The sequence below is a fragment of the Actinospica sp. genome (assembly GCF_035552695.1).
In the GTDB taxonomy this organism is placed as follows: Bacteria; Actinomycetota; Actinomycetes; order Streptomycetales; family Catenulisporaceae; genus Actinospica.
Genome location: NZ_DASZKT010000079.1, coordinates 21,634 through 44,682, shown reverse-complemented (window position 1 = coordinate 44,682; position 23,049 = coordinate 21,634). Strand labels below are relative to the sequence as shown.

At 70.9% G+C, this 23,049-nt stretch carries 24 protein-coding genes; 17 read left to right on the top strand and 7 right to left on the bottom strand.

Annotated features, from left to right (window positions below; all coding sequences use genetic code 11):
• Positions 1-21 precede the first annotated feature (21 nt).
• A complete protein-coding gene (locus VG296_RS10645; protein WP_325565476.1) occupies positions 22-1,017 on the top strand; it encodes an aldo/keto reductase family protein in 996 nt (331 codons plus the stop codon).
• Between the two features lie 52 nt (positions 1,018-1,069).
• Here the strand turns inward: VG296_RS10645 and VG296_RS10640 are convergent, their stop codons facing one another.
• The gene (locus VG296_RS10640) at positions 1,070-1,294 is read right to left on the bottom strand and encodes a hypothetical protein (protein WP_325565475.1); all 225 of its coding nucleotides are present in this window, start codon (positions 1,292-1,294) and stop codon (positions 1,070-1,072) included.
• 26 nt (positions 1,295-1,320) lie between these two features.
• On the opposite strand from VG296_RS10640, the gene cobU reads away from it, so the two are divergent.
• Genes cobU through VG296_RS10625 form a run of 3 tightly spaced genes read left to right on the top strand, consistent with a single transcriptional unit; the run spans position 1,321 to position 3,794 of the window.
• Complete coding sequence (cobU, locus tag VG296_RS10635) at positions 1,321-1,899, top strand: bifunctional adenosylcobinamide kinase/adenosylcobinamide-phosphate guanylyltransferase (RefSeq protein WP_325565474.1); 579 nt, start codon at positions 1,321-1,323, stop codon at positions 1,897-1,899.
• 8 nt (positions 1,900-1,907) lie between these two features.
• Positions 1,908-3,023 carry a nicotinate-nucleotide--dimethylbenzimidazole phosphoribosyltransferase gene (locus tag VG296_RS10630; protein ID WP_325565473.1) on the top strand — a complete coding sequence of 372 codons (1,116 nt, stop codon included), beginning with the start codon at positions 1,908-1,910 and terminating at the stop codon, positions 3,021-3,023.
• Positions 3,024-3,794 carry an adenosylcobinamide-GDP ribazoletransferase gene (locus tag VG296_RS10625; RefSeq protein ID WP_325565472.1) on the top strand — a complete coding sequence of 257 codons (771 nt, stop codon included), beginning with the start codon at positions 3,024-3,026 and terminating at the stop codon, positions 3,792-3,794. It begins immediately after the preceding gene.
• Between the two features lie 53 nt (positions 3,795-3,847).
• On the opposite strand, the gene VG296_RS10620 is transcribed toward VG296_RS10625, so the two are convergent.
• Positions 3,848-4,222, bottom strand: coding sequence for a helix-turn-helix domain-containing protein (locus tag VG296_RS10620; RefSeq protein ID WP_349259518.1), 375 nt, complete (start codon positions 4,220-4,222; stop codon positions 3,848-3,850).
• 84 nt (positions 4,223-4,306) lie between these two features.
• On the opposite strand from VG296_RS10620, the gene VG296_RS10615 reads away from it, so the two are divergent.
• Positions 4,307-4,948 (top strand): NADPH-dependent F420 reductase, encoded by a 642-nt coding sequence (locus tag VG296_RS10615; RefSeq protein ID WP_325565470.1) that lies wholly within the window; start codon positions 4,307-4,309, stop codon positions 4,946-4,948.
• Here VG296_RS10615 and gcvT read toward each other — a convergent pair.
• Positions 4,938-6,053, bottom strand: a complete 1,116-nt coding sequence (gene gcvT, locus VG296_RS10610) for a glycine cleavage system aminomethyltransferase GcvT (RefSeq protein ID WP_325565469.1) — start codon at positions 6,051-6,053, stop codon at positions 4,938-4,940. The genes VG296_RS10615 and gcvT overlap by 11 nt on opposite strands.
• Positions 6,054-6,160: 107 nt before the next feature.
• Between gcvT and VG296_RS10605 the strand changes: the two genes are divergently transcribed.
• Complete coding sequence (locus VG296_RS10605) at positions 6,161-7,702, top strand: leucyl aminopeptidase (RefSeq protein ID WP_325565468.1); 1,542 nt, start codon at positions 6,161-6,163, stop codon at positions 7,700-7,702.
• A 73-nt stretch (positions 7,703-7,775) separates the two neighbouring features.
• Here the strand turns inward: VG296_RS10605 and VG296_RS10600 are convergent, their stop codons facing one another.
• A complete protein-coding gene (locus VG296_RS10600; protein ID WP_325565467.1) occupies positions 7,776-8,123 on the bottom strand; it encodes a hypothetical protein in 348 nt (115 codons plus the stop codon).
• A 314-nt stretch (positions 8,124-8,437) separates the two neighbouring features.
• Between VG296_RS10600 and lpdA the strand changes: the two genes are divergently transcribed.
• The 6 genes from lpdA (at position 8,438) to VG296_RS10570 (ending at position 14,715) form a co-directional block, all read left to right on the top strand.
• Positions 8,438-9,838: a dihydrolipoyl dehydrogenase gene (gene lpdA / locus VG296_RS10595; protein ID WP_325565466.1), complete on the top strand. Its 1,401-nt coding sequence runs from the start codon at positions 8,438-8,440 to the stop codon at positions 9,836-9,838.
• 49 nt (positions 9,839-9,887) lie between these two features.
• On the top strand, positions 9,888-11,666 hold the full coding sequence (sucB, locus tag VG296_RS10590; RefSeq protein WP_325565465.1) for a 2-oxoglutarate dehydrogenase, E2 component, dihydrolipoamide succinyltransferase: 1,779 nt from the start codon (positions 9,888-9,890) through the stop codon (positions 11,664-11,666).
• Between the two features lie 159 nt (positions 11,667-11,825).
• Positions 11,826-12,548, top strand: coding sequence for a hypothetical protein (locus VG296_RS10585; protein WP_325565464.1), 723 nt, complete (start codon positions 11,826-11,828; stop codon positions 12,546-12,548).
• 149 nt (positions 12,549-12,697) lie between these two features.
• Positions 12,698-13,975 carry an FAD-dependent oxidoreductase gene (locus VG296_RS10580; protein WP_325565463.1) on the top strand — a complete coding sequence of 426 codons (1,278 nt, stop codon included), beginning with the start codon at positions 12,698-12,700 and terminating at the stop codon, positions 13,973-13,975.
• A gap of 45 nt (positions 13,976-14,020) precedes the next feature.
• Complete coding sequence (locus VG296_RS10575) at positions 14,021-14,305, top strand: type II toxin-antitoxin system prevent-host-death family antitoxin (RefSeq protein WP_325565462.1); 285 nt, start codon at positions 14,021-14,023, stop codon at positions 14,303-14,305.
• The gene (locus tag VG296_RS10570) at positions 14,302-14,715 is read left to right on the top strand and encodes a type II toxin-antitoxin system VapC family toxin (RefSeq protein ID WP_325565461.1); all 414 of its coding nucleotides are present in this window, start codon (positions 14,302-14,304) and stop codon (positions 14,713-14,715) included. The genes VG296_RS10575 and VG296_RS10570 overlap by 4 nt, the downstream gene beginning before the upstream one ends.
• On the opposite strand, the gene VG296_RS10565 is transcribed toward VG296_RS10570, so the two are convergent.
• Positions 14,656-16,815 carry an MMPL family transporter gene (locus VG296_RS10565; RefSeq protein WP_325565460.1) on the bottom strand — a complete coding sequence of 720 codons (2,160 nt, stop codon included), beginning with the start codon at positions 16,813-16,815 and terminating at the stop codon, positions 14,656-14,658. The genes VG296_RS10570 and VG296_RS10565 overlap by 60 nt on opposite strands.
• Positions 16,816-16,937: 122 nt before the next feature.
• On the opposite strand from VG296_RS10565, the gene lipB reads away from it, so the two are divergent.
• The 4 genes from lipB to VG296_RS10545 all read left to right on the top strand — a co-directional run bounded on the left by lipB (position 16,938) and on the right by VG296_RS10545 (position 19,962).
• The gene (lipB, locus tag VG296_RS10560; protein ID WP_349259519.1) at positions 16,938-17,651 is read left to right on the top strand and encodes a lipoyl(octanoyl) transferase LipB; all 714 of its coding nucleotides are present in this window, start codon (positions 16,938-16,940) and stop codon (positions 17,649-17,651) included.
• A 39-nt stretch (positions 17,652-17,690) separates the two neighbouring features.
• On the top strand, positions 17,691-18,644 hold the full coding sequence (gene lipA / locus VG296_RS10555) for a lipoyl synthase (RefSeq protein WP_325565458.1): 954 nt from the start codon (positions 17,691-17,693) through the stop codon (positions 18,642-18,644).
• A 268-nt stretch (positions 18,645-18,912) separates the two neighbouring features.
• Positions 18,913-19,140, top strand: a complete 228-nt coding sequence (locus tag VG296_RS10550) for a hypothetical protein (RefSeq protein ID WP_325565457.1) — start codon at positions 18,913-18,915, stop codon at positions 19,138-19,140.
• A 72-nt stretch (positions 19,141-19,212) separates the two neighbouring features.
• Positions 19,213-19,962 (top strand): DUF4191 domain-containing protein, encoded by a 750-nt coding sequence (locus tag VG296_RS10545; RefSeq protein ID WP_325565456.1) that lies wholly within the window; start codon positions 19,213-19,215, stop codon positions 19,960-19,962.
• A 113-nt stretch (positions 19,963-20,075) separates the two neighbouring features.
• Here the strand turns inward: VG296_RS10545 and VG296_RS10540 are convergent, their stop codons facing one another.
• Positions 20,076-20,573 (bottom strand): RDD family protein, encoded by a 498-nt coding sequence (locus tag VG296_RS10540; protein ID WP_325565455.1) that lies wholly within the window; start codon positions 20,571-20,573, stop codon positions 20,076-20,078.
• Between the two features lie 191 nt (positions 20,574-20,764).
• Here VG296_RS10540 and glnA point away from each other — a divergent pair, with 191 nt between their 5' ends.
• The gene (gene glnA / locus VG296_RS10535) at positions 20,765-22,189 is read left to right on the top strand and encodes a type I glutamate--ammonia ligase (protein ID WP_325565454.1); all 1,425 of its coding nucleotides are present in this window, start codon (positions 20,765-20,767) and stop codon (positions 22,187-22,189) included.
• 122 nt (positions 22,190-22,311) lie between these two features.
• Here the strand turns inward: glnA and VG296_RS10530 are convergent, their stop codons facing one another.
• Positions 22,312-22,920, bottom strand: coding sequence for a TetR/AcrR family transcriptional regulator (locus tag VG296_RS10530; protein WP_325565453.1), 609 nt, complete (start codon positions 22,918-22,920; stop codon positions 22,312-22,314).
• Positions 22,921-23,049 lie beyond the last annotated feature (129 nt).

The window sequence follows — 23,049 nt, the reverse complement described above, 5'->3', positions numbered from 1 at the left end:
CCCCGGGCATACAGTGTGCCCATGGAGTTCCGACACCTCGGCCGTAGCGGCCTGATGATCAGCGAAATCGCCTACGGAAACTGGATCACCCACGGTTCCCAGGTCGAAGCGGAGACCGCGCACGCCTGCGTGCGCGCGGCGCTCGACGCCGGGATCACCACCTTCGACACGGCCGACGTGTACGCCGGCACCAAGGCCGAGAGCGTGCTCGGCGACGCCCTGAAGGGCGAGCGGCGCGCCGGCCTGGAGATCTTCACGAAGGTCTACTGGCCGACCGGCCCGGGCCGCAACGACCGCGGCCTTTCCCGCAAGCACATCCTGGAGTCGATCGACGGCTCGCTGCGCCGGCTGCGGACCGACTACGTGGACCTCTACCAGGCGCACCGGTACGACCATTCGACGCCGCTCGAGGAGACGATGCTGGCCTTCGCCGACGTGGTGCGGCAGGGCAAGGCGCTGTACATCGGCGTGTCGGAGTGGCGGGCCGAGGAGATCCGCGCGGCGGCCGGTCTGGCCAAGGAGCTGCACGTGCCGCTGATCTCCAGCCAGCCGCAGTACAACCTGCTCTGGCGGGTGATCGAGGCCGAGGTGGTGCCGACCTGCGAGGAACTGGGGCTGAGCCAGATCGTCTGGTCGCCGATCGCGCAGGGCGTGCTGACCGGCAAGTACAAGCCGGGCCGGCCGGCGCCGGCCGGTTCCCGGGCGACGGACGAGAACGGCGGCGCGTTCATCAAGCGGATGCTGACCGACGAGGTGCTGACCCGGGTCGAGCGGCTGGTGCCGCTGGCCGAGGAGTCCGGGCTGACGCTCGCTCAGCTGGCCGTCGCCTGGACGCTGCAGAACCGGAACGTGGCCGCCGCGATCATCGGGGCCTCGCGTCCCGAGCAGGTGGCGGAGAACGTCAAGGCCGTGGGCGTGAAGCTGGACGCGGGCCTGCTCAAGCGGATCGACGAGATCCTCGACCCGGTCGTCGAGCGCGACCCGGCGAAGACGGTCTCCCCGGCCGCGCGGCCGTAGCCGGGCATTGCCAGGCCTCCGCCTCGGCGGAGGCCTGCGGGCGGGACGCGGGCTAGGCCGGCAGGTCCTCGTGCAGCGACATCGGCCCGTACACGACCTCGCCGTCCTCGAGCAGTCTGACCTGGTCCACCTCGGCGGCGAGCAGCGCGGGCCAGCTCTCGCCGATCCAGGACTCCGCGTCGCCCTGGTTCGGGAAGGCGGCGCGCTCGCCCTCCACGGCGACGATCGGCTCGACCTGTTCGCCCGCTGTGTTCTCGTAACGCCACGTGAATGCCATGCGGCAAGACTACCCAGGAGCTAACAGTGGACACCCGGCAGGCCGCGCGTCGCACGCTGATCCTCGGCGGGGCGCGCTCGGGCAAGTCGACCTTCGCGGAGCGGATGCTGGCCGAGACCGCGGATCAGCGCACGGTCACCTACGCGGCCACGGCGCCGCGCTATCCGGGTGATCCGGAGTGGGCGGAACGGATCGCGCGGCATCAGGCGCAGCGGCCCGGCGGCTGGCGGACCGTGGAGACCGGCGACGAGCCCGCCGCGCTCGCCGAGCTGTTCCGCTCGGCCGAGGGGCCGGTGCTCGCCGACTGTCTGACGCTGTGGCTGACCTCCGCGATGGACACGGTCTCCGCGTGGGACGAGGGGATCTGGGCGTCCGGCAGCGCGCCGCGCGAGCTCGGCGAGCTGACGCGGGGTCTGATCGCCGCGTACGAGTCGTGTCCCGGACCGGTCGTGGCCGTCTCGAACGAGCTCGGCTTCGGCCTGGTCCCGCCGGATCCCGGCACCCGCCGCTTCCGGGACGAGCTCGGGCGGCTCAACCAGGCCTTCGCGGCCGCGGCCGACGCCGTCTGGCTCGTCGTCGCGGGCCTGCCGCTGCGGCTAAAGTGAGCGCCACGATGGATAAGACAGACCTGGAGAAGCTCTCCGAGAACGTGCTGCGCCCGGCCGACGCGAAGAAGGCCGAGGCCGTCGAGCGCTGGACGCGGGGGCTCGCGCTGCAGCCGGCGTCCTTCGGCACGCTGGAGAAGGTGGCGTGCTGGCTGGCCGCGGTGCAGGACCAGTGCCCGCCGCGGCCGATCGAGCGGCCGCGTCTGGTGCTGTTCGCGGGCGACCACGGGATCGCGGCCGTCGAGACGCACGGACACCGGGTCACCGCGCAGCCGCCGGGCACGACCGCGGCGCTGGTCCGGCTGTACGCACAGGGCGGCGGTCCGGCGAGCGTGCTCGCGCGGTCGAACGAGGTCGGGGTGCGGCTGCTGGACGTGTCCGTGGACTGCGATGTCGCGGAGCTGACCGAGGCGGGTGTGCCCGCGGAGGTGACCGCCGGACGGGTGCGGCAGGGGACGGGCCGGATCGACGTGGACCGCGCGTGCACCCGGGAAGAAGCCGAGGCGGCGTTCGCGCTCGGCCGGGGACTCGCGGACGCGGAGATCGACGCGGGCGCCGACCTGCTGATCCCCGCGCTGCTCGGCGCCGGGCACTCGACCCCCGCGGCGGTGCTGGTCGCGGCGCTGACCGGGTCGGACGCGGCAGCGGTCACCGGACGCGGCAGCGGCATCGACGACCCGGGCTGGACGGTCAAGTGCGCGGCGGTGCGCGACGCGCTGCGGCTGGCCCGGCCGGTGCTCGCGGACCAGCTGGAGCTGCTGGCCGTCAGCGCGGGCCCGGACTTCGCGGCCTGCGTCGGCTTCATCCTGCAGGCGGCCGCGCGGCGTACCCCGCTGCTGCTGGACGGAATCGGCGCGACGGCGTGCGCGCTGCTGGCCCAGCGGATCGCGTTCCGTACCCCGGAGTGGTGCCTGGCCGCGCAGCTCTCGCCGGAGCCCGCGCACCGCAAGGCGCTGGACCGGCTGAGCCTGGAGCCCTTGCTGGACTTCAAGGTGCGGGCCGGTGCGGGCAGCGGGGCGCTGCTCGCGCTGCCGCTGGTGCGCGCGGCGGTGAGCGTGCTCGCGGAGACGCCGTCGTACGCCGATGCCGGACTGCCCGAGCCGACGGTACGCAGCGCGCTCTAGATGGGCTCCTGGCTCTCCGGTCTGCGACTGTCGATCGGCACGCTCAGCATCCTGCGGGTGCGCGTCGACGCCGCGGACCGGAACACCGCCGGACGCGCGATGGCCTGCGCCCCCTTGGTGGGCGCGGGAATCGGCGTCGTCGCGGCGGCCGTCGGCTGGGCTGCGCGAGCGTATACGGACTCGACGTTCCTCGCGGCGGTCGCGGCCATAGCGACGTACGCCGGCGCAACGCGCGCCCTGCATCTCGACGGCCTGGCAGACGTGGCCGACGGCCTAGGCTCGGCCAAGCCGCGCGAGCAAGCGCTCGAGATCATGAAGCGGTCTGACATCGGCCCGTTCGGCGTCGTGACGCTGCTTCTGGTGCTGGCTCTGCAGATCGCGGCCATCACCTCGGCGTACGCGCACCATCGCGGCGGCCTCGCCATCATCGTGGCTGCGATATCGGGACGTCTCGCAGTCACTCTGGCCTGCACCCCGCGCGTGCCGAGCGCCCGCCCCGACGGCCTCGGCGCCTGGGTCGCGGGCTCCGTCCCGATCCGCGGCGCAGCTCTTGTCTCCGCCGCGTGCATCGCCGCCTGCTTCGGCCTCGGCTACATCCGCGGCCTAGGCGACGCGCTCCTCGCAGCCGCCGCGTGCGCCATCGGCGTGGCCGGCGCGATACTCCTGCTGCGCCGCTGCGTCACCCGCTTCGGCGGCATCACCGGCGACGTCCTCGGCGCCCTCGTCGAGACCGCCGCCGCAGCCGCGCTGCTGGTGATGGCAGTGCGCTAACCCGTGACCCGTAAGCCTCCCGCGACCCGTAAGCCTTGAGCTATGAGCCGCCGCTAGCCGGCGAGCGCCCTCTCCTGCGCTTCGAGCAGCGCATCGCCGTGCGCCCCGACCCAGCGCCCAAGCTCCCGCAGCGGCCCTTCGACCAAGCTCACGCCCAATGCGGTCAGCCGGTATTCAACGCGCGGCGGCGCACTCCGATAGCTCTCGCGCTCAATCAATCCGTTGGCAAGCAAGCGGCGCAGTGTCTCAGAGAGCATCTTGTCGCTGATTCCTCCGCCGAGCCGCAGCAACTCGCCGCGCCGAAGCGGCCCCTCGCTCAGCCCGGCGAGCACGACGGGGTCCCAGGTGTGGGTGAACAGTTCGGTCACGGCGCGGAGGCGGCAGTCCACCAGGACTCTCTCGCATTGGTCTTGGGGCACCCTTCGCATGGTAGTCGCCCGTTTCCGACCGATCGGTGCGTCTCGGCTCTCGTACCGTGGCGATGTCACATCATCACACGACAGGGAGCTGAGATGCGTATCGGAATCCTCGGGACCGGAACCCTGGCCGTCGGCCTCGGTACGGCCTGGACCCGCGCCGGTCACGACATACTGGTCGGCGGCCGCTCGCCGGAGAACGCCAAGGCCGCCGCCGAACGAATCGGATCAACCGCACGAGCCGTATCGCCGCGCGAAGCCGTCGACGAGCGCGACGCGGTGCTGCTCGCCGTCGCCTGGGAAGGCCTGGCCGACATCCTGCACGCGGCCGGCGCCGGAGACGGCTCACTGGCCGGAATCCCCGTGCTCGACCCCACCAACGCCGTCGAGCACGGCGTCGGCACGCTGCTCACCACCGACGGCCGAGCGATCGCCGAACACGTCGCCGACTGGGCCCCCGGCGCCCACGTCGTCAAGGCGTTCCACCTCTTCCCGGCCGCCCAGTGGACCGAATCCCGCGAGCCCGTGACAGTCGCCATGGCCGGCGACGACCCGCACGCCCTCGAGGTCGCCGCCCACCTCGCCCGCGACGCGGGCGCCCACCCCGCCGTCATCGGCCCCCTCCACCGTGCCCGCCAACTCGAAGAGGTAGCCGGCTTCGTCATCGCCCTCGCCTTCGCCGGCCAAGACCCCAACGCCGCCATCCCCCACGTCCCGGCCGCGGCGGCTACCTCGTAGACACCTTCACGAACGGGGGCTTGACCACGGTGAAGGCGGCGCGGCGGCCGCGGACGTCGAGGTAGACGACGTCGCCCTCGGAGGTGGTGGGCGGGAGCAGGGCTAGGGCGATGCCGAGCTTCAGGGTCGGGGAGAAGGTGCCGCTGGTGACCTCGCCGATGACGTCGTCGGCGACGGACGCGTCGTTGGCCGCGTGCACCGCCATGTGGGGGCGGGGGATGGCGCGGTCGACCTGCTTGAGGCCCCAGAGGATCCGGCGCGGGCCTTCCGTCCTCTCCTTGACGAGCGGCTCGCGGCCCCAGAACTCGTCCTTCTTCCAGCCGACGGCCCAGCCGGCGCGCGCTTGGACGGGGGTGATGTCGAGCGAGAGGTCGTTGCCGTGCAGGGGGTAGCCCATCTCGGTGCGCAGCGTGTCGCGGGCGCCGAGTCCGCACGGCTTGATCTCGAAGGGCTCGCCGGCGCGGAGGATCGCCTGCCACAGGGCGTCGGCGTCGTCCCAGCGGCAGACGAGTTCGTAGCCGTGCTCGCCGGTGTAGCCGGTGCGGCAGACGGTGAGGGGGCGGCCGTCCCAGGTCGCGTTGGCGAAGGCCATGTAGTCGAAATCGGTGGGCAGGCCGAGGGTCTTGATCAGCGACTCGGATTCCGGGCCCTGGACCGCGAGCACGGCGAAGTCCTTGTGCTGGTTGGTGACCGTGATGCCCGCGGGCGCGGCGGCGGTGAGCCTGCGCACGACCTCGGTGGTGTTGGCGGCGTTCGGGATGAGGAAGACCTCGTCCTCCGACTTCACGTACGCGATCAGGTCGTCCACCACGCCCCCGGTGGCCTCGTCGCAGCAGAGCGTGTACTGCGCCTTGCCGGGGCCGATGCGGCGCAGGTCGTTGGCCAGCACGCGGTTGACGAAGTCGAAGGCGCCGGGGCCGGCGACGGTCGCCTTGCCCAGGTGGCTGACGTCGAACACGCCGACCCGCTCGCGCACCGCGGCGTGCTCGCCCACGGTGCCGGAGTACTCGATCGGCATCTCCCAGCCGCCGAAGTCGGCCAGCTTCGCACCGAGGGCGAGGTGGCGGGCGTGCAGGGGGGAGGTCAACAGGGACGGCGTTGTCATGCCCACGACGATATCGCGACTGTGACGGGGCCCGGTTACGATGCCGGAGTCCGGCGGACCTTGATCCGCCCTCAGTCCCACTCTCTCGAACCAGCAGGGGTATCCAGGTGACCACGATCTCCATCCAGTCCGGCCCGGTGGCCGACGCGGCGGCCGACGCCCTGATCGTCGGCGTTTACAAGGACGGCACGGGGATCGCGCTCTCCCCCGGCGCCGCCGCGGTGGACGAGGCGCTCGGCGGCACGCTCGCGGAGACCCTCTCGACCCTCGGCGCGACCGGCGCGGCCGAGGAGACCACCCGGGTGGCGAGCGGCGGAAAGCTGGCCGCGCCGCTGATCCTGGTCGTCGGGCTGGGTGACGCGGGCGACGGCGAGGTCGTCGGCGCGAGCGGGCTGGAGGACCTGCGCAAGGCGGTCGGCGCGGCGGTGCGTGCGCTGGCCGGCAAGGCGAAGGCGGCGATCGCGCTCGCCGACTCGGGCGCCGAGGTGCTGGCGGCCACGGCGGAGGGCGCGGCGTACGGCGCGTACACCTACGACGGTCTGAAGACCGGGGACGCGGCCGACCGCAAGGCGCCCGTCGGCGAGATCGTGCTCGTCACCACAACCGCCCCGGACGACGACGCGCGCGCCGCGGCCGCGCGGGCCCAGGTGCTCGGCGAGGCCGTGAACGCGACCCGCGACCTGATCAACACGCCGCCGTCGCACCTGTTTCCGAAGGCATTCGCCGAGGCCGTCGAGGACGCGGTGCGCAACGCGGGCGTCGGCTCGCTGAGCATCGAAGTGCTCGACGACGTGCAGCTGCGCGAGGGCGGCTACGGCGGCCTGACCGGTGTCGGCCAGGGCTCGACCCGCGGCCCGCGCCTGGTCAAGCTGAGCTATACGCACCCGGAGGCGCAGCGGAAGCTGGCCTTCGTCGGCAAGGGCATCACCTTCGACACCGGCGGCATCTCGCTCAAGCCCGCCAACGCGATGGAGACCATGAAGTCCGACATGTCCGGTGCGGCGGCCGTGCTGCACGCGGCGCTGGCCGTGGCCCGGCTCGGCCTGCCGGTGAACGTCACCGCGTGGGCGGCGCTGGCCGAGAACATGCCGGGCGGCAACGCGATCCGCCCCTCGGACGTGCTGACCATGTTCGGCGGCAAGACCGTCGAGGTGCTCAACACCGACGCCGAGGGACGCCTGGTGCTGGCCGACGCGATCGTGGCCGCGAGCGCCGAGCAGCCGGACGCGATCGTCGACGTGGCCACGCTGACCGGTGCTCAGGTGCTGGCGCTGGGCCACCGGACGGCCGCCGTGATGGCGAACGACGAGGAGTTCCGGGTGCAGGTCGAGTCCGCGGCCGAGCGCGCCGGCGAGGACTTCTGGCCGATGCCGCTGCCCGCGCACCTGCGCAAGACCATGGACACCCAGGTGGCCGACATCGCCAACATCGGCGACCGGATGGGCGGCATGCTCGTGGCCGGGCTGTTCCTGCAGGAGTTCGTCGGCGAGCGCGCCGAGGGCGGGCAGATCGCCTGGGCGCACCTGGACATCGCGGGCCCGGCCTTCAACGAGTCGGGCCCGTACGGCTACGTACCGAAGGGCGCGGTCGGATTCGCGGTGCGCACCTTGGTGCAGCTTGCCGACGACGCGGCCAACGGTTTGTACTGACGGCTCAGGACAGCGGGGCGCGGTTACCGCCACCGCGCCCCTGTCCGCATTCCGGTCGCCGTCGTCTGCGGAATCAGGGCTCGCGGCGGGCCCTCGCCTCGGCCGCCAGCCGCGAGTTCCAGTCCCGCATCCGCTGCGGGTAGCCGACGACGGCCGCGTCGTAGGCGGGAATGCCCAGCCTGTGCGCCAGTTGGTGGGCCGCCTGCGGGCCGGGGACACGCCGACGGGTCCACTCCCCGCTGGCCGCGACCAGCACGATTGTGGTATCTGTCACAGCCGTGCGCGGCTCGACGAATGCCTCCACCCCGGTGCGTGTCCGGGCGAAGCGGGTAAGGTGCTCCTCCCCGTCCCGGTACACACGGCCGTCCACGCGGCCCTCACCTGCGCGGGCGCCGCGGCGGCGGAAGACGGCCACGCTCATCACTCCCTCGACTCCACGATCCGGCACCCCGGCCCCCCGACCGGATTGCGGACAGGCCTGTTCGCTGCGTCGACACGCGCGTGCGCGGGTCCCCGCCGGTCCCGCGTGGCGGTCCGCGCCCGGCGAGGCGACCGGGTCGGAAAGCGGATTAAGCTTCCCATTGACAACTCGCGCCGGGCGCCGATGCCAGCCAGTGTGCCAGCATTCGGTCTCCCATGGTGGCGGGTCTGGACAAGGTCAGGACGCGCATACGGCAGGACAGGGATCCGCCGGGCTGCGCGGAAAACGGCGTGAACACGCGAGGAGACGGACAAGTGGCTGAGGCCGGGAACGTATTCGACGTAGTGATCCTCGGGGGCGGTTCCGGCGGTTACGCCTGCGCATTCCGCGCCGCCGACCTCGGACTGAACGTCGCGCTGATCGAGAAGGCCGAGGTGGGCGGGACCTGCCTGCACCGCGGCTGCATCCCCACCAAGGCGCTGCTGCACGCGGCCGAGGTGGCCGACCTCTCCCGGGAGAGCGCGTCCTTCGGCGTCAACACGATCCTCAACGGCATCGACATGCCGGGCGTGAACAAGTACAAGGACGGCGTCGTCGCCGGCCTCTACAAGGGCCTGCAGGGCATCGTGAAGGCCCGCAAGATCACCTTCGTCGCGGGCGAGGGCGTGCTGAGCGCGCCGAACCAGGTCACCGTGAACGGCGAGGTCTACACCGGCCGCAACGTCGTGCTGGCCACCGGCTCGGCGCCCAAGTCGCTGCCCGGCCTGCAGATCGACGGCCAGCGGATCATCAGCAGCGACCACGCGCTGAAGCTGGACCGGGTGCCCGCCTCGGTGGTCGTCCTCGGCGGCGGCGTGATCGGCTGCGAGTTCGCGTCCGTCTACAAGAGCTTCGGCGCCGAGGTCACGATCGTCGAGTTCCTCCCCCACCTGGTCCCGCTGGAGGACGAGAACTCCTCGAAGCTGCTCGAGCGCGCCTTCCGCCGCCGCGGCATCAAGTTCGAGATCGACAACGGCTTCACCGGCGTCGACTACACCGACACCGGCGTGCGGGTGCACACCGCCAAGGGCAAGGACTTCGACGCCGAACTGCTGCTGGTCGCCGTCGGCCGCGGGCCGGTCTCGGCGGGCCTCGGCTTCGAGCAGGCCGGCGTCCAGACGGACCGCGGCTACGTGAAGGTCAACGAGTACTGCCAGACCTCGGTGCAGAACGTCTACGCGGTCGGCGACCTGATCCCGACCCTGCAGCTGGCGCACGTCGGCTTCGCCGAGGGCATCCTGGTGGCCGAGCACATCGCCGGCCTGAACCCGCGCCCGGTCGACTACGACGGCGTGCCGCGGGTGACGTACTCGAACCCGGAGGTCGCCTCTTGCGGCCTGACCGAGGCGAGGGCGGCCGAGAAGTTCGGCGCCGAGCACGTCAAGACGCTGTCGTACAACCTGGCCGGCAACGGCAAGAGCAAGATCCTCAAGACCCAGGGCGAGGTCAAGCTCGTGCAGATCCAGGGCGTGGCCGGCGAGGACGACCGGGTGGTCGGCATCCACATGGTCGGCGACCGGGTCGGCGAGCTGGTGGCCGAGGCCCAGCTGATCTACAACTGGGACGCCACCCCGCTGGACGTCGCCCAGTTCATCCACGCGCACCCGACCCAGGGCGAGGCGCTGGGCGAGGCGCACCTGGCCCTCGCGGGCAAGCCGCTGCACGTGCACGACTGACCCGTCCCCCGACTCCGTCCGCGATCTGAGAACGAACCAGGAGAAACTCATGCCGGTATCCGTCACGATGCCCGCGCTCGGTGAATCGGTCACCGAGGGCACCGTCACCCGGTGGCTGAAGAAGGAGGGGGAGACGGTCGAGGTCGACGAGCCGCTGCTCGAGGTCTCCACCGACAAGGTCGACACCGAGATCCCCTCGCCCGCGGCGGGTGTGGTCATCTCGATCAAGGTCGGCGAGGACGAGACGGTCGACGTCGGCGCCGAACTGGCGCTGATCGGCGCGCCCGGCGAGGCCGTCCCGGCCCCTGGTGCCCCCGCCGCCCCGGCCCCCGCGGCCGAACCCGTCCCGACCCCGGCGGCCGCGCCGGCCCCCGTCGCGGCGCCCGCTGCGGCCCCGGCTCCCGCGCCCGCCGCCCCGTCCGCTCCGGCCGGCCCGGTCTCCGGCACCCCGGTGGTGCTGCCGGCGCTCGGCGAGTCGGTGACCGAGGGCACCGTCACCCGCTGGCTGAAGTCGGTCGGCGAGACGGTCGAGGCGGACGAGCCGCTGCTCGAGGTCTCCACCGACAAGGTCGACACCGAGATCCCGTCCCCGGCGTCCGGCGTGATCGTGGCGATCAACGTGGGCGAGGACGAGACGGTGGACGTCGGCACCACGCTCGCGGTCATCGGCGCACCCGGTGCGGCTCCGGCTCCGGCCGCAGCGCCCGCGCCCGCCGCTCCGGCACCCGCGCCCGCCCCGGCTCCCGCTCCCGCACCTGCGCCCGCTCCGGCCCCGGTTCGCGCCGCGGCGCCCGCTCCGGTCGCCCCGGCACCCGCTCCGGTCGCCGCCGCACCCGCCCCGGCTCCGGCCCCCGCCGCGCCGGTCCAGGCGCCCGTCAGCGCCCCGGTGAACGACGAGGGCCCGGGCCCGTACGTCACCCCGCTGGTGCGCAAGCTGGCCGCCGAGTCCGGCGTGGACCTGAACGACGTGACCGGCACCGGCATCGGCGGCCGGATCATCAAGCAGGACGTGATCGAGGCGGCCAAGGCGCTGGTCCCGGTCGTGCCGCAGGCCGCCCCGGCGAGGCCAGCCGCGCCCGCGCCGTCCGCTCCGGCGATCTCCCCGCTGCGCGGCCGCACCGAGAAGCTCTCCCGGCTGCGCCAGGTCATCGCCAAGCGGATGGTCGAGTCGCTGCAGGTCTCCGCGCAGCTGACCACGGTCGTCGAGGTGGACATCACCTCGATCGCCCGGCTGCGCGACCGCGCCAAGAAGGAGTTCGAGGCACGCGAGGGCGTCAAGCTCTCCTTCCTGCCGTTCTTCGCGTCCGCGGCGATCGAGGCGCTCAAGCAGTACCCGCAGCTGAACGCGTCCATCGACACCGAGGCCGGCACCGTGACGTACCACGGCTCGGAGAACCTCGGCATCGCGGTGGACACCGAGCGCGGCCTGCTGGTCCCGGTGATCAAGAACGCCGGCGACCTCAACCTGGCGGGCCTTGCCCGCTCCATCGCGGACCTGGCCGGACGCACCCGGGACAACAAGGTCTCCCCGGACGAGCTCGGCGGCGGCACCTTCACGCTGACCAACACCGGTTCGCGCGGCGCCCTGTTCGACACCCCGATCATCAACCAGCCGCAGGTCGGCATCCTGGGCACCGGCACGGTCGTCAAACGGCCCGCCGTGGTCAGCGACCCGCTGCTCGGCGAGGTCATCGCGGTGCGCTCGATGGTCTTCCTGGCGCTGAGCTACGACCACCGCCTGGTGGACGGCGCGGACGCGGCCCGGTTCCTGGGCGCGGTGAAGTCGCGCCTCGAGGAGGGCAACTTCGACGGAGAGCTCGGCCTGTAAGCACACGAACCGGGCATTTGTAACGAATTAGCCCCGGTTCGTCACCGACGGCGGGTGTGTCGTGACCGAATTGTGATCGCGACCTCCCCGCCGTTTGGCGTCTTCTCAGCAGCCGCCAGTATCGTTATCCGGCGAACGTCGCGGGATCCGAGGAGAAGCATGGCCACGCAGCAGAATAAGAAGGACGCCGCTCAGCGCCGTGCCGAACTGGCGGCGAAGCAAGCGGCCATGGCGCGCGCCGAAAAGCGCCGCAAGACCGGCTTCGGCGTGGGCATCGGCGTGTTGGTGGCACTGCTCATCGCCGGCCTGGCCGTGCTGGCGATACACACCAACAACAAGGACGCCGCCACCACCGCGGCCTCCGAGTCGGCCAACTCCGTGGTCGGCGAGTCCAACCTGCTGGCCCCGACCTGGGGCGGGGTCAAGGGCCAGACGATCGACGGTGTGAGCTCCAACCAGATGGAGCAGCTGGCGTACCACATCCACGCGCACCTGGCGATCTACATCAACGGCACGCAGAAGACGGTCCCCTACGGCATCGGCATCGAGCAGCCGTGGAGCACCCAGGCCGACGGGTCCTCCGAGTTCGTGAACTCCGGTGCGGCGTTCTACTACCTGCACACGCACGACGACACCGGCGTGATCCACATAGAGTCGCCGAACAAGTCGCTCTACACGCTCGGCCAGTTCTTCGCCGAGTGGAACCAGCCGCTGTCCAGCACGCAGATCGGCTCGTACAAGGGCGCTGTCACCGTCTTCGTCAACGGGTCGAAGTACACCGGCGACCCGTCGAGCATCCAGCTGACCTCACACGAGGTGATCCAGCTCGACCTGGGCAAGGTCGTCGGGTTCCAGCCGTACAGCTTCGCCTCCGGCCTGTAGTCAGTAATCTGTGGCACCACAGATTCGACGGGTCGGTCTCCGAGGCCTTTAGCACAGCTCGCTTCGGGTAGGTGGTCCCCAACGGTCGGTGACGGCCGGGGGACCATCTGTCTTTTTCGATCTGAGTCGGCCGGTTTTCGGGAGCCTGGATGCGCGCGGATGTGGTAGTCGTCGGAGGAGGGCTCTCCGGACTCGCGGTCGCGGCGCAGCTGACCGAATCAGGGCTCGAAGTCCTGCTCGCAGAGGCGGGCGGCCGGCTCGGCGGCCGGGTGCGGGAGGCGGAGATCGACGGATTCCGCGTCGGCGGCGGCCATCTGGCACACACCACGTGGCCCGCGTTAGGCGCCCTGGCCGAACCCGAACCCAGCCGGGAGACGCGGCTGCATCTGCGCTCGTTCTCCCCCGGCATCCGGGTCTACGCGGACGGCGCGGCGCTGCGATTCGGCGCCGCGCCGTCGCGTCCGCAGCAGGCGATGGCCACACTGCTCGCGCCGATCGGCACGGTGACCGACAAGACGCGGCTGTCCAAGGAGTTCTACCGGCTGGCCCGCAGCCCGATCGACGCCTCGCTCGGCGGCCGGGAGGACGCGAGCTCGGACTCCTTCGCGGTGCGCGGCTATTCGCCGACGCTGGTGGACGGCTTCCTGCGCCGTTATCTCACGGCCCTGATCGCGGACGAGGACCTGGCCGCGTCGATCCGCGGCACCGACTGGCTGCTCCGGATGCTGGTACGCGGGCGGTTCGCCGTGCCCGAGGGCGGTTTCGAGGCACTGGTGAGGCTGCTGGCCGATCGATTGGGCCACGAGAAGATCCTGCTCGGTACGCGCGTGCACGAGGTCCACGCGGATCGGGTGAGCACCGATGCCGGGCTGATCCGCACCTCGGCGGTCGTCGTCGCGACCGATCCGATGGGCGCGGTCTCGCTCTTCCCCGGACTGCACGAGCCGCGGATGCGTCCCCTGACAACCTTGTGGCACGCGGTGGACGCGGACGAACTGCCGCAGGGCCCGGACCGGATACCGACCGTGCTGATCGACGGCGACTCCGCCTCGCCGGTCGCGCGCACCGCCATCGTCAGCCGCGTCGCCCCGAGCCACGCGCCGGAGGGCCGCGCGCTGATCAGCACGGTCGTCGCCGGGCACGACGGCAAGGAGCTCGACGCGCTGGACCGCGCCGTCAGCGCCCGCCTGGAACGGCTGCACGGCGCCTCGGCGGGTTCGCTGGCCACGATCGAGGTGCGGCATTGTGAGCGCGCACTCGCGGCGATGGACGCGCCGTACAACTTCACCAGGCCGGTGCGGCTGATCGGCGGCCTTTACGTGTGCGGGGACCACCGCGGCCTGCCGAACATCGAGGGCGCGCTCGCCTCCGCGTCCCGGGCGGCCGACGCCGTCCTCGCCGACCTGCGTCGGCGTTCCGGCCACTGACGTGGGATCACTGACATGTAGAACGTCGCGTACTACACTCAGATCATGAGTACGCAGGTCATCCCGGTCCGGGAACTCAACCAGCACACAAGCGCCGTGCTCAAGCGCGTGCGCTCGGGTGAGGAGCTGCTCGTGTCCGTCAGCGGAAAGATCGTCGCCCGCCTGACCCCCATCTCCGAGGACGAGGCCGCGCTGCGCGAACTCGCGGCCAACGGCGACGTCATCCTGGCCACCCACGCCGCGCCGCTCGACCGGCCGCCCAGGACCGCAGACCCCTCCATCGATTCGACCGACGTGATCTCGCAGCTGCGCGAAGAGGGCGGCTGGTGATCTACCTCGACACCTGCGCGGTCGCGAAGCTCGCGCGGTACGAGCGGGAGACCGAGGCGCTGTTCGACTGGCTCGACGCGCGCGAGGGCGAGTCGCTGGTGTCCAGCGTGCTGCTCGAGATCGAACTGGAGCGCGCGCTGCGCCGGGTGGATCCGGCGGCGCTGCCCCGGATTCCGCGCATCCTGAGCGGAATCAGCCGCGTGGAGCTCAACGCGGCGATCCGCGCGGCGGCCGGTGCGTATCAGGACCCGCTGTTGCGAAGCCTGGACGCGATCCACCTGGCCACCGCGCAGACGATCGCCGAGTCGACGGGCACGGAGATCGGCGCGTTCGTCACCTACGACAAGCGGCTAATCGCCGCCGCTCGCGGTGTCGGCGTCCACGTCGAGCACCCCGGCGCCCGGTACTGATCCGGCCGACTCGCGCGAGAGCTTCGAAGGCCACCAGATCGCCGGACCCACGTCGTAGCACAGCGCCGGGACGAGCACCGTGCGCACCAGCAGCGTGTCCAGCAGCACGCCGAAGGCGACCGCGAAACCGATCTGCAGGAACTGGGTCAGCGGCAGCGTCATCAGCACGCCGAATGTGGCGGCGAGCACGAAGCCCGCGCTCGTGATCACGCCGCCGGTCACGGCCAGGCCGCGCAGGATTCCCGGGCGCGTGCCGATCCGGTGCGTCTCCTCGCGTACCCGGGTCATGAGGAAGATGTTGTAGTCGATTCCCAGAGCGACTAAGAAGATGAAGACAAAGAGTGGATATGAGTTGTCTTCCGCAGGTCTGCCGAAGGCGTGATCGCTGATGAACGCCGCGACGCCGAGGGCCGCGAGGAACGACAGGATCACGCTGCCGAGCAGGAGCAACGGGGCGATCAGCGCGCGCAGCAGGAGCGTGAGGATCACGAGCGAGATCGCGAGCACGATCGGGATCACCCAGTTGCGGTCGTGCGCCGCGGACGCCTCCTCGTCGATGGTGACGGCCGTGAAGCCGCCGACGAGTGCGTGGGCGTCGGGGATCGCGCCCAGTTGCCCGCGGAGCCGATTCACGGTCGCGATGGCCGCCGGGCTGTCGGCGGCCTCCGCCATGCTGACCGTGTAGAAGACGCGGTCGCCGAGCGGCAATGCCCGGAATCCGCCCGGCGTCGCCGCGGCCAGTCCGCTGTCGCTCTGCAGAATGGCCGAGACCTGCGCCCTGCTGCCTGCCGTGGCGAGCACCTGGAGCGGCTGCGTGCCCTTGCCCGGGTAGTGCTCCTGCAGCTTCTGCTGCGCGGTGACGGCGGCCGGAGTGCCGGTGAAGGACTGCGCGGTCGGGATCTGGCCGGAGTGCAGGTCGAGCAGGCCGAAGGACAGCACGACGAGCAGCAGCGCGGTCGCCGTCCACACCCGGCGCGGTGCCCGCCCGACGAGCCCGGCGACCCGCGCCCAGACGCCGACCCTGGCGTGCGCGTCCACGCCGTAGCGCGGCACGTTCGGCCAGAAGACGCCGCGCGGCAGGATGACGAGCAGCGCCGGGAGCAGAGTCGTCATCGCCAGCAGCGAGCAGGCGACGCCGATCGCGCCGATCTTGCCGAGGCCGACGTTCGAGGCGAGCTGCGAGACGAGCAGGCCGAGCGTGGCCAGCATGACGGTCAGCGCGGAGGCGGCGACGGCCGGGATGCTGCGGCTGAGCGCGACACGCATCGCCTCGTGCTTGTCCTCGTAGTTGTGCAGCTCCTCGCGATATCGCGCGACGATCAGCAGCGCGTAGTCCGTCCCGACGCCGAAGACGAGCACGGTCAGGATGCCGCCGCTCTGCCCGGAGACGACCACCCCCGCGTGCTGGACGAGCTCGTACATGATCGCCTGCGCGAGTTGCAGCGCGAAGACGCTGCTGAAGACCGGGAGCAGCCAGAGGAACGGCGAGCGATAGGTCAACAGCAGAATCACGATGACGACCGCGCCGGCGCCGAAGAGCAGTTTCGTGTCGAGTCCGTTGAAGGCGCTGTTCGCCGCGGAATCGAGGGCGAAGCCGCCCGCGATGTAGACCTGCAGGTCCCCCTGGTCGACCTTGCCGCCTGGCTGCGCGACGGCCTTGATCGCGTTCGTCGCCGGGGTGAAGTCGAAGTTGCCGGTCTCCGGAATCCTCACCGGCACGGTGACGGCGAGCGCCTTGCCGTCGCTCGAGGGCTCGAGCCGGCCCACCTTCCCGCCCAGGCCCGGGACCGTGCGCTGGTAGGCCGCGATGTCGCTCTGCACGCGGGCCTGGTCGGCCGGGCCGATGCCGGACTCGTTCACGTACAGGATCGTGGCTGTGTCGGTGTTCGGCGGCGCTCCCGGAGCGTGCTCGATGTAGTCGAGCAGCTGCGTGGACTGGGCGCTGTGCGGCAGGTAGGCATCCGCGTTGTTCTGCTCGGCGTTGTAGAGCTTGCTCGCGGTGCCGAAGGCGAACACGCCGATGATCAGCCAGATCGCGAGCACCGCCCACTTCCCCCGGCGCCCGCTCGGTATCCGCAATAGTGACTTCACCATCCCCATAGCGGACAGCCTGTCAGCCAGGTGACGCAGATCACAAGGTGCTTTCGACCCCCGGCCTGGTCACCGGACAGCTTTCAGCGCACCCCCGGCTCGTCGGCCCGCGCGCGTCGTATCGTGGAACGGTGACCGTCAACGCGCGCGAGTTAGATACTGCACTACGAATCATCCACGCCGGCTTCGGCGCCGACGGGGTCGAGTATCACAGCGCCTGGACGACCCAGCGCGAGATCCATGCGGCGCGCGTCGCGGACGAGGCCCCGGACACGGTGCTGCTGCTCGAGCACAACCCCGAGGTGTTCACCGCGGGGCGGCGGACCGAACCGCAGGACCGGCCGTGGGACGGCTCGCCGGTGGTCGAGGTCGACCGCGGCGGGAAGATCACCTGGCACGGTCCGGGGCAGCTGGTCGGCTATCCGATCGTGCGGCTGCCCGAGGGCGTGTACGTGGTCGACTTCGTGCGCCGGGTCGAGCAGGTGCTGATCGAGGTCTGCGCCGAACTGGGCCTCGTCACGGACCGGGTCAAGGGCCGTTCCGGGGTGTGGGTGCTCGCGAAGCACGAGGGCGAGCAGGACCGCAAGGTCGCCGCGCTCGGCCTGCGCTTCGCCCAGGGCGTGACCATGCACGGCTTCGCGCTCAACTGCGAGAACGACCTCGGCTGGACCAGCCGCATCGTGCCGTGCGGCATCCCGGACGCGGACGTGACCACGCTCAGCCGCGAGCTCGGCCGCCGGGTCGCCATCGAGGAGGTGCTCCCGATCGTGGAGCGCCACCTGCACCTGCTGACCGAGCCCAAGGGCGCGGCCACCGACCGGGTGCGCAACAAGGTCGCGGCGTAGGCTGTAGCTCATTCTGATCTGCAAGGAGACGGTGTTCCAGTGACCACGGTGAGCCCAGAGGGCCGAAAGCTGCTTCGCCTCGAGGTCCGCAACAGCGAGACCCCGATCGAGAAGAAGCCCTCGTGGATCAAGACCCGGGCGAAGATGGGCCCGGAGTACACGGCGCTGCGCCAACTGGTGAAGGACGAGGGCCTGCACACGGTCTGCCAGGAGGCCGGCTGCCCGAACATCTTCGAATGCTGGGAAGACCGCGAGGCGACCTTCCTGATCGGCGGCGAGCAGTGCACCCGGCGCTGCGACTTCTGCCAGATCGACACCGGCAAGCCGGCCGAGCTGGACCGCGACGAGCCGCGCCGGGTGGCCGAGTCGGTGGCCTCGATGGGCCTGCGCTACGCCACCATCACCGGCGTGGCCCGCGACGACCTGGAGGACGGCGGCGCCTGGCTGTACGCGGAGACCGTGCGGCAGATCCACGCGGCGATGCCCGGCACCGGCGTCGAACTGCTGATCCCGGACTTCAACGCGGTGCCCGAGCAGCTGGCCGAGGTCTTCTCCTCGCGGCCCGAGGTGCTCGCGCACAACGTCGAGACGGTGCCGCGCATCTTCAAGCGGATCCGCCCGGCCTTCCGCTACGAGCGCTCGCTGGAGGTCATCCGGCGCGCCCGCGAGGACGGTCTGGTGACCAAGTCCAACCTGATCCTGGGCATGGGCGAGGAGCGCGCGGAGGTCTCGCAGGCGCTGCGCGACCTGCACGAGGCGGGCTGCGAGCTGATCACCATCACGCAGTACCTGCGTCCGTCGCCGCGGCACCACCCGGTGGAGCGCTGGGTCAAGCCCGAGGAGTTCATCGAACTGCAGGCGGAGGCCGAGGAGATCGGCTTCTCCGGCGTCATGTCCGGGCCGCTGGTGCGCTCCTCGTACCGCGCCGGAAGGCTTTACCAGCAGGCGATCGAGGCGCGCCGGCCCGCCGCGGCGCCGATCCCCGTCATCTGATATCAAAAGGCTGTTCAATGGTCCGAACGGCCCAGTTGATCTGAGACAATGGGAACAACGCGAGAAATCTCCGATCAGGCCACATCGCGGTCGCGCTGATCGTCACCTGCATTCGCTTAACCCGTTGGTTACCGGAAACGACACGCCCGGTAACTCCCGGTGTTGATGATGGGCGGTATCCGGCTAGACTCGGCATTGCCGCCGCTGGCGAAAGAGCGCCGCACCGCCACCGAGCGGAGGACTGGGGGTCCGACTGACGATGACGACGATGACCACGACACGTGTGAGTGTGACGACGCCCTCGACGTCAGGACGGCGCGCCGCGGTGCGCACGGTGCTCTCGACGGTCGAGAAACTGGTCTTCCGCGGCGACGCGATGGTCGTCGCGCGGGCCAACGCCTGGGCGGCCGTGCAGCGGGACCGGGAGCGGGCCAGGCAGCGCGCCGAGGCGCGCGAGGCGTGGGCCGCGCCGACGGAACAGGACGAGCGGGTCTGAGCGCGCGCGTCCCCGGCTCCGAAGGCGCCCCAGGTTAGGTCGGCGCCCGCTCGGGACCGTATCCTTCTCACTATGGCCAACCCGTCCTCTGATGACCTCCTCAACGCGCCGCCGCCCACCGGCCGCCTGGCGCAGTTCGGCTACGCGTACAAGCTGACGAAGCGGCTCGACCCGAAGCTCACGGTCGTCATGCTCGGCTGGAGCCTCGGCGCGGCCGCCGTCGTTTTCGTGCTGTTCTACCTGCTGGTCGGCGGGTCGGTCTTCGGGCTGGTCATCGCGATCATCCTGGCCCTGCTCTGCGGCGTGCTCGCCGCCACCATCACGCTCTCCCGGCGGGTGCAGCGCGCGCAGTACAAGCAGATCGACGGGCAGCCCGGCGCGGCGTACTCGGTGCTCGACTCCGACCGCCGGTTCAAGCGCAACTGGCAGCTGACCCCGATGGTGCAGTTCAACCGGCAGCAGGACATGGTGCACCGGCTGATCGGCACCGGCGGCATCATCCTGCTGGCCGAGGGCGACCCGAGCCGCGTCAAGCAGCTGCTCACCAACGAGCGCAAGGCGGTGTCCCGCTACCTCGGCCCGGACGTGGCGATGGAGGAGGTCATCGTCGGCCCGGACGTGGCGGCCGGCCAGACCCCGCTGACCAAGCTCGTCACCACGCTGACCCGGCGCGGCCTGCGCAAGCGGAACCTGACCAGCGCGCAGGCCTCCGAGTACAGCAAGCGGCTCGAGGCCATAGCGACCAAGACCGGCCCGATGGCCAACATGCCGAAGGGTCCGCTGCCCAAGGGCGCCCGGACCCAGCGCGGCGGCATGCGCTGAGCTCACCGAGTCGAAGTTCACCGGCCCGTAGGACGGCGGAAGGCCCCTGACATCACGTCAGGGGCCTTCGCCGTGGTCCGACGCCGCGTGCTCCGTACCGGGGTCGCGGGGCTTCAGCTCTGGAGCTCGACGGTCCCGGCGAGCCGGTCGTGCAGTCCGCGGCCGTCCCGGTCCCAGATCACCGCGGGGATCACCAGCATCAGCAGCAGGGTGCGCACGATCACGTTCAGCGGCGTCAGCGGACCGCCCAGCTTGCCGACGCGCAGCCGGAACAGCCGCTTGCCGATGGTGAAGCCGAGCGTGGAGATGAGGACCAGGTGCTCGGCGGCGAAGATGGCCAGCACGCCCCACTGCCCCTGCGCCGAGGAGGGGTGCCAGCCGAACGCGGCCACGACGAGATACGCGATGATCCAGTCCACCAGCAGCGCGCCCAGCCGGCGGCCCTGCCCGGCGAGCGAGCCCGGACCGGACTCCGGCAGGCCCAGGTGCTCCCCGCGGTACTCGCCCGCCTCCTGGTCCTTCGGGAGCGGGCCTTCCAGCCAGCCCCCCAGCGCGGCACGGGTCGAGGACGCGCCCGGGGCGGCGTCGCGGGCCGCCTTCTGCTCAGTCATGACACCACGTTATCGCCCGTTCGGGGCGGCCCGACGCGCGGGGGCCGCTGATCAGCCGCGTAACATGGCAGAAACGATAAGGACACCTGCGGGTAACCGCTCCACCGTAACTTTTCGGACACTAAGTTGGAGCTGGAGCACCGTTGCGGCCCCGGATTTCCTCCGAGGCGGGGCCTTGCTAAGGAGGATCGATGTTCACCAATCCCGATGAGGTCACCAAGTACCTCAAGGACGAGGGCGTCAAGTTCGTCGACGTCCGGTTCTGCGACCTGCCGGGCGTCATGCAGCACTTCACCGTGCCGGCCGACACCGTCGACGGACGCTTCTTCACCGAGGGCGTCATGTTCGACGGCTCCTCGATCCGCGGCTTCCAGGCGATCCACGAGTCCGACATGCAGCTGCTCCCGGACGTGACCTCGTCCCGGATCGACCCGTTCCGCAAGGAGAAGACGCTCAACGTCAACTTCTTCATCCACGACCCGCTGACCGGCGAGCAGTACTCGCGCGACCCGCGCAACGTGGCGAAGAAGGCCGAGGCGTACCTCAAGGGCACCGGCGTGGCCGACACCGCGTACTTCGGCCCCGAGGCCGAGTTCTACGTGTTCGACGACGTGCGCTTCGAGACCAAGGTCAACGGCGGCTTCTACCACATCGACTCCGAGGCGGGCTGGTGGAACACCGGCCGCGAGGAGCCGGGCGGCAACCAGGGCTACAAGGTCAGGTACAAGGGCGGCTACTTCCCGGTGCCGCCGGTGGACCACTACGCGGACCTGCGCGACGAGATGGTGCTCGCGCTGCGCGGCGTGGGCATCGAGGTCGAGCGCGCGCACCACGAGGTGGGCACCGCGGGCCAGGCGGAGATCAACTACAAGTTCAATACCCTGCTGGCCGCGGCCGACGACGTGATGCTGTTCAAGTACGTCGTCAAGAACGTCGCCTGGGGCCACGGCAAGACCGCGACGTTCATGCCGAAGCCGCTGTTCGGCGACAACGGCTCGGGCATGCACACGCACCAGAGCCTGTGGAAGGACGGCTCGCCGCTGTTCTACGACGAGATCGGCTACGCGGGCCTCGCGGACATGGCGCGCTACTACATCGGCGGCCTGCTCAGGCACGCGCCCAGCCTGCTCGCGTTCACCAACCCGACGGTCAACTCGTACCACCGCCTCGTCCCCGGCTTCGAGGCCCCGGTGAACCTGGTCTACTCGCAGCGCAACCGCTCGGCCTGCATCCGCATCCCGATCACCGGCGCCAACCCGAAGGCCAAGCGCATCGAGTTCCGGGTGCCCGACCCGTCCTCGAACCCGTACCTCGCCTTCTCCGCGATGCTGATGGCCGGCCTGGACGGCATCAAGAACAAGATCGAGCCGCAGGCCCCGGTGGACAAGGACCTCTACGAGCTCCCGCCGGACGAGCACGCCGCCGTCCCCCAGGTCCCCGGCTCCCTGCCCGCCGTCCTCGCCGCCCTCGAGGAGGACCACGACTACCTCACCGCCGGCGGAGTCTTCACCCCCGACCTGATCGAGACCTGGATCGCCTACAAGCAGTCCGCCGAGATCGACCCGATCCGCCTCCGCCCCCACCCGCACGAGTTCGAGCTCTACTACGACATCTAGTCAGTGGTCCGACCTGCGGAAACAGAATATCAGGAGCATGAGATCATCCCAGGTCGGAAGCCGCTGACCTGGGATGATCGCTAGGGCGAACGGCTCACTCACCCCTAGCGGGCCGGCCGACGTCAGCGGCGCAGCCCGGCGACGAGATGCTCGACCGCCGCGGCGGCGAAAGCGTCGGTGATCGGCTCGTGACCGAGCAGCAGCCGGTAATAGACCGGCGCGAACAGCAGGTCGAGGGTGATCTCGATGTCGATGTCGGCGCGGAACTCGCCCTCGGCCACGCCTCGCCGGATCAGGTCCGCGGCGACGACGCGCCGCGGTCGCAGCCACTGCTCGCGGATCGCCGTGGCGACTTCGTCCTGCGACTGCGCGTCCGCGACCAGCGAGCGCATCAGCGACCCCGCCGGAGTGCCGGCGAACAGCCGGGCGGCACCGACCACCAGGACCGTCAGCGACTCGGTCGCCGAGGCGTCGTCCGGCAGCGACCAGGACGAGGCGGCGCTGCGCATGAACCCCTCGAGGGCGACGGCTCCGCGCGAGGGCCAGTACTTGTAGAGCGTGCGCTTGCTCACCCCGGCGCGGGCGGCGATCGCCTCCATGGTCGCGGTGGCCAGGCCGCCCTCGAACATGAGCTCGCCGGCGGCGGTCAGCACGCGGTCGCGCAACTGCTCGGTACGCGGCCGCCAGCCACGTTCGTCCCGGTCACGCGCTTCCCGCGGGGTCTGGTTCACGGCCGCCGTCCCTCTCTCAGGTGTAGCCGCAGCGTATCCCCATTCCGTCGGCAAGCCCGGGAATATCCCGGCAGCAGGCACGGTTCCAGGTAAACGCATCGTTTACTTACTCACGGGAGCTGCACTGAC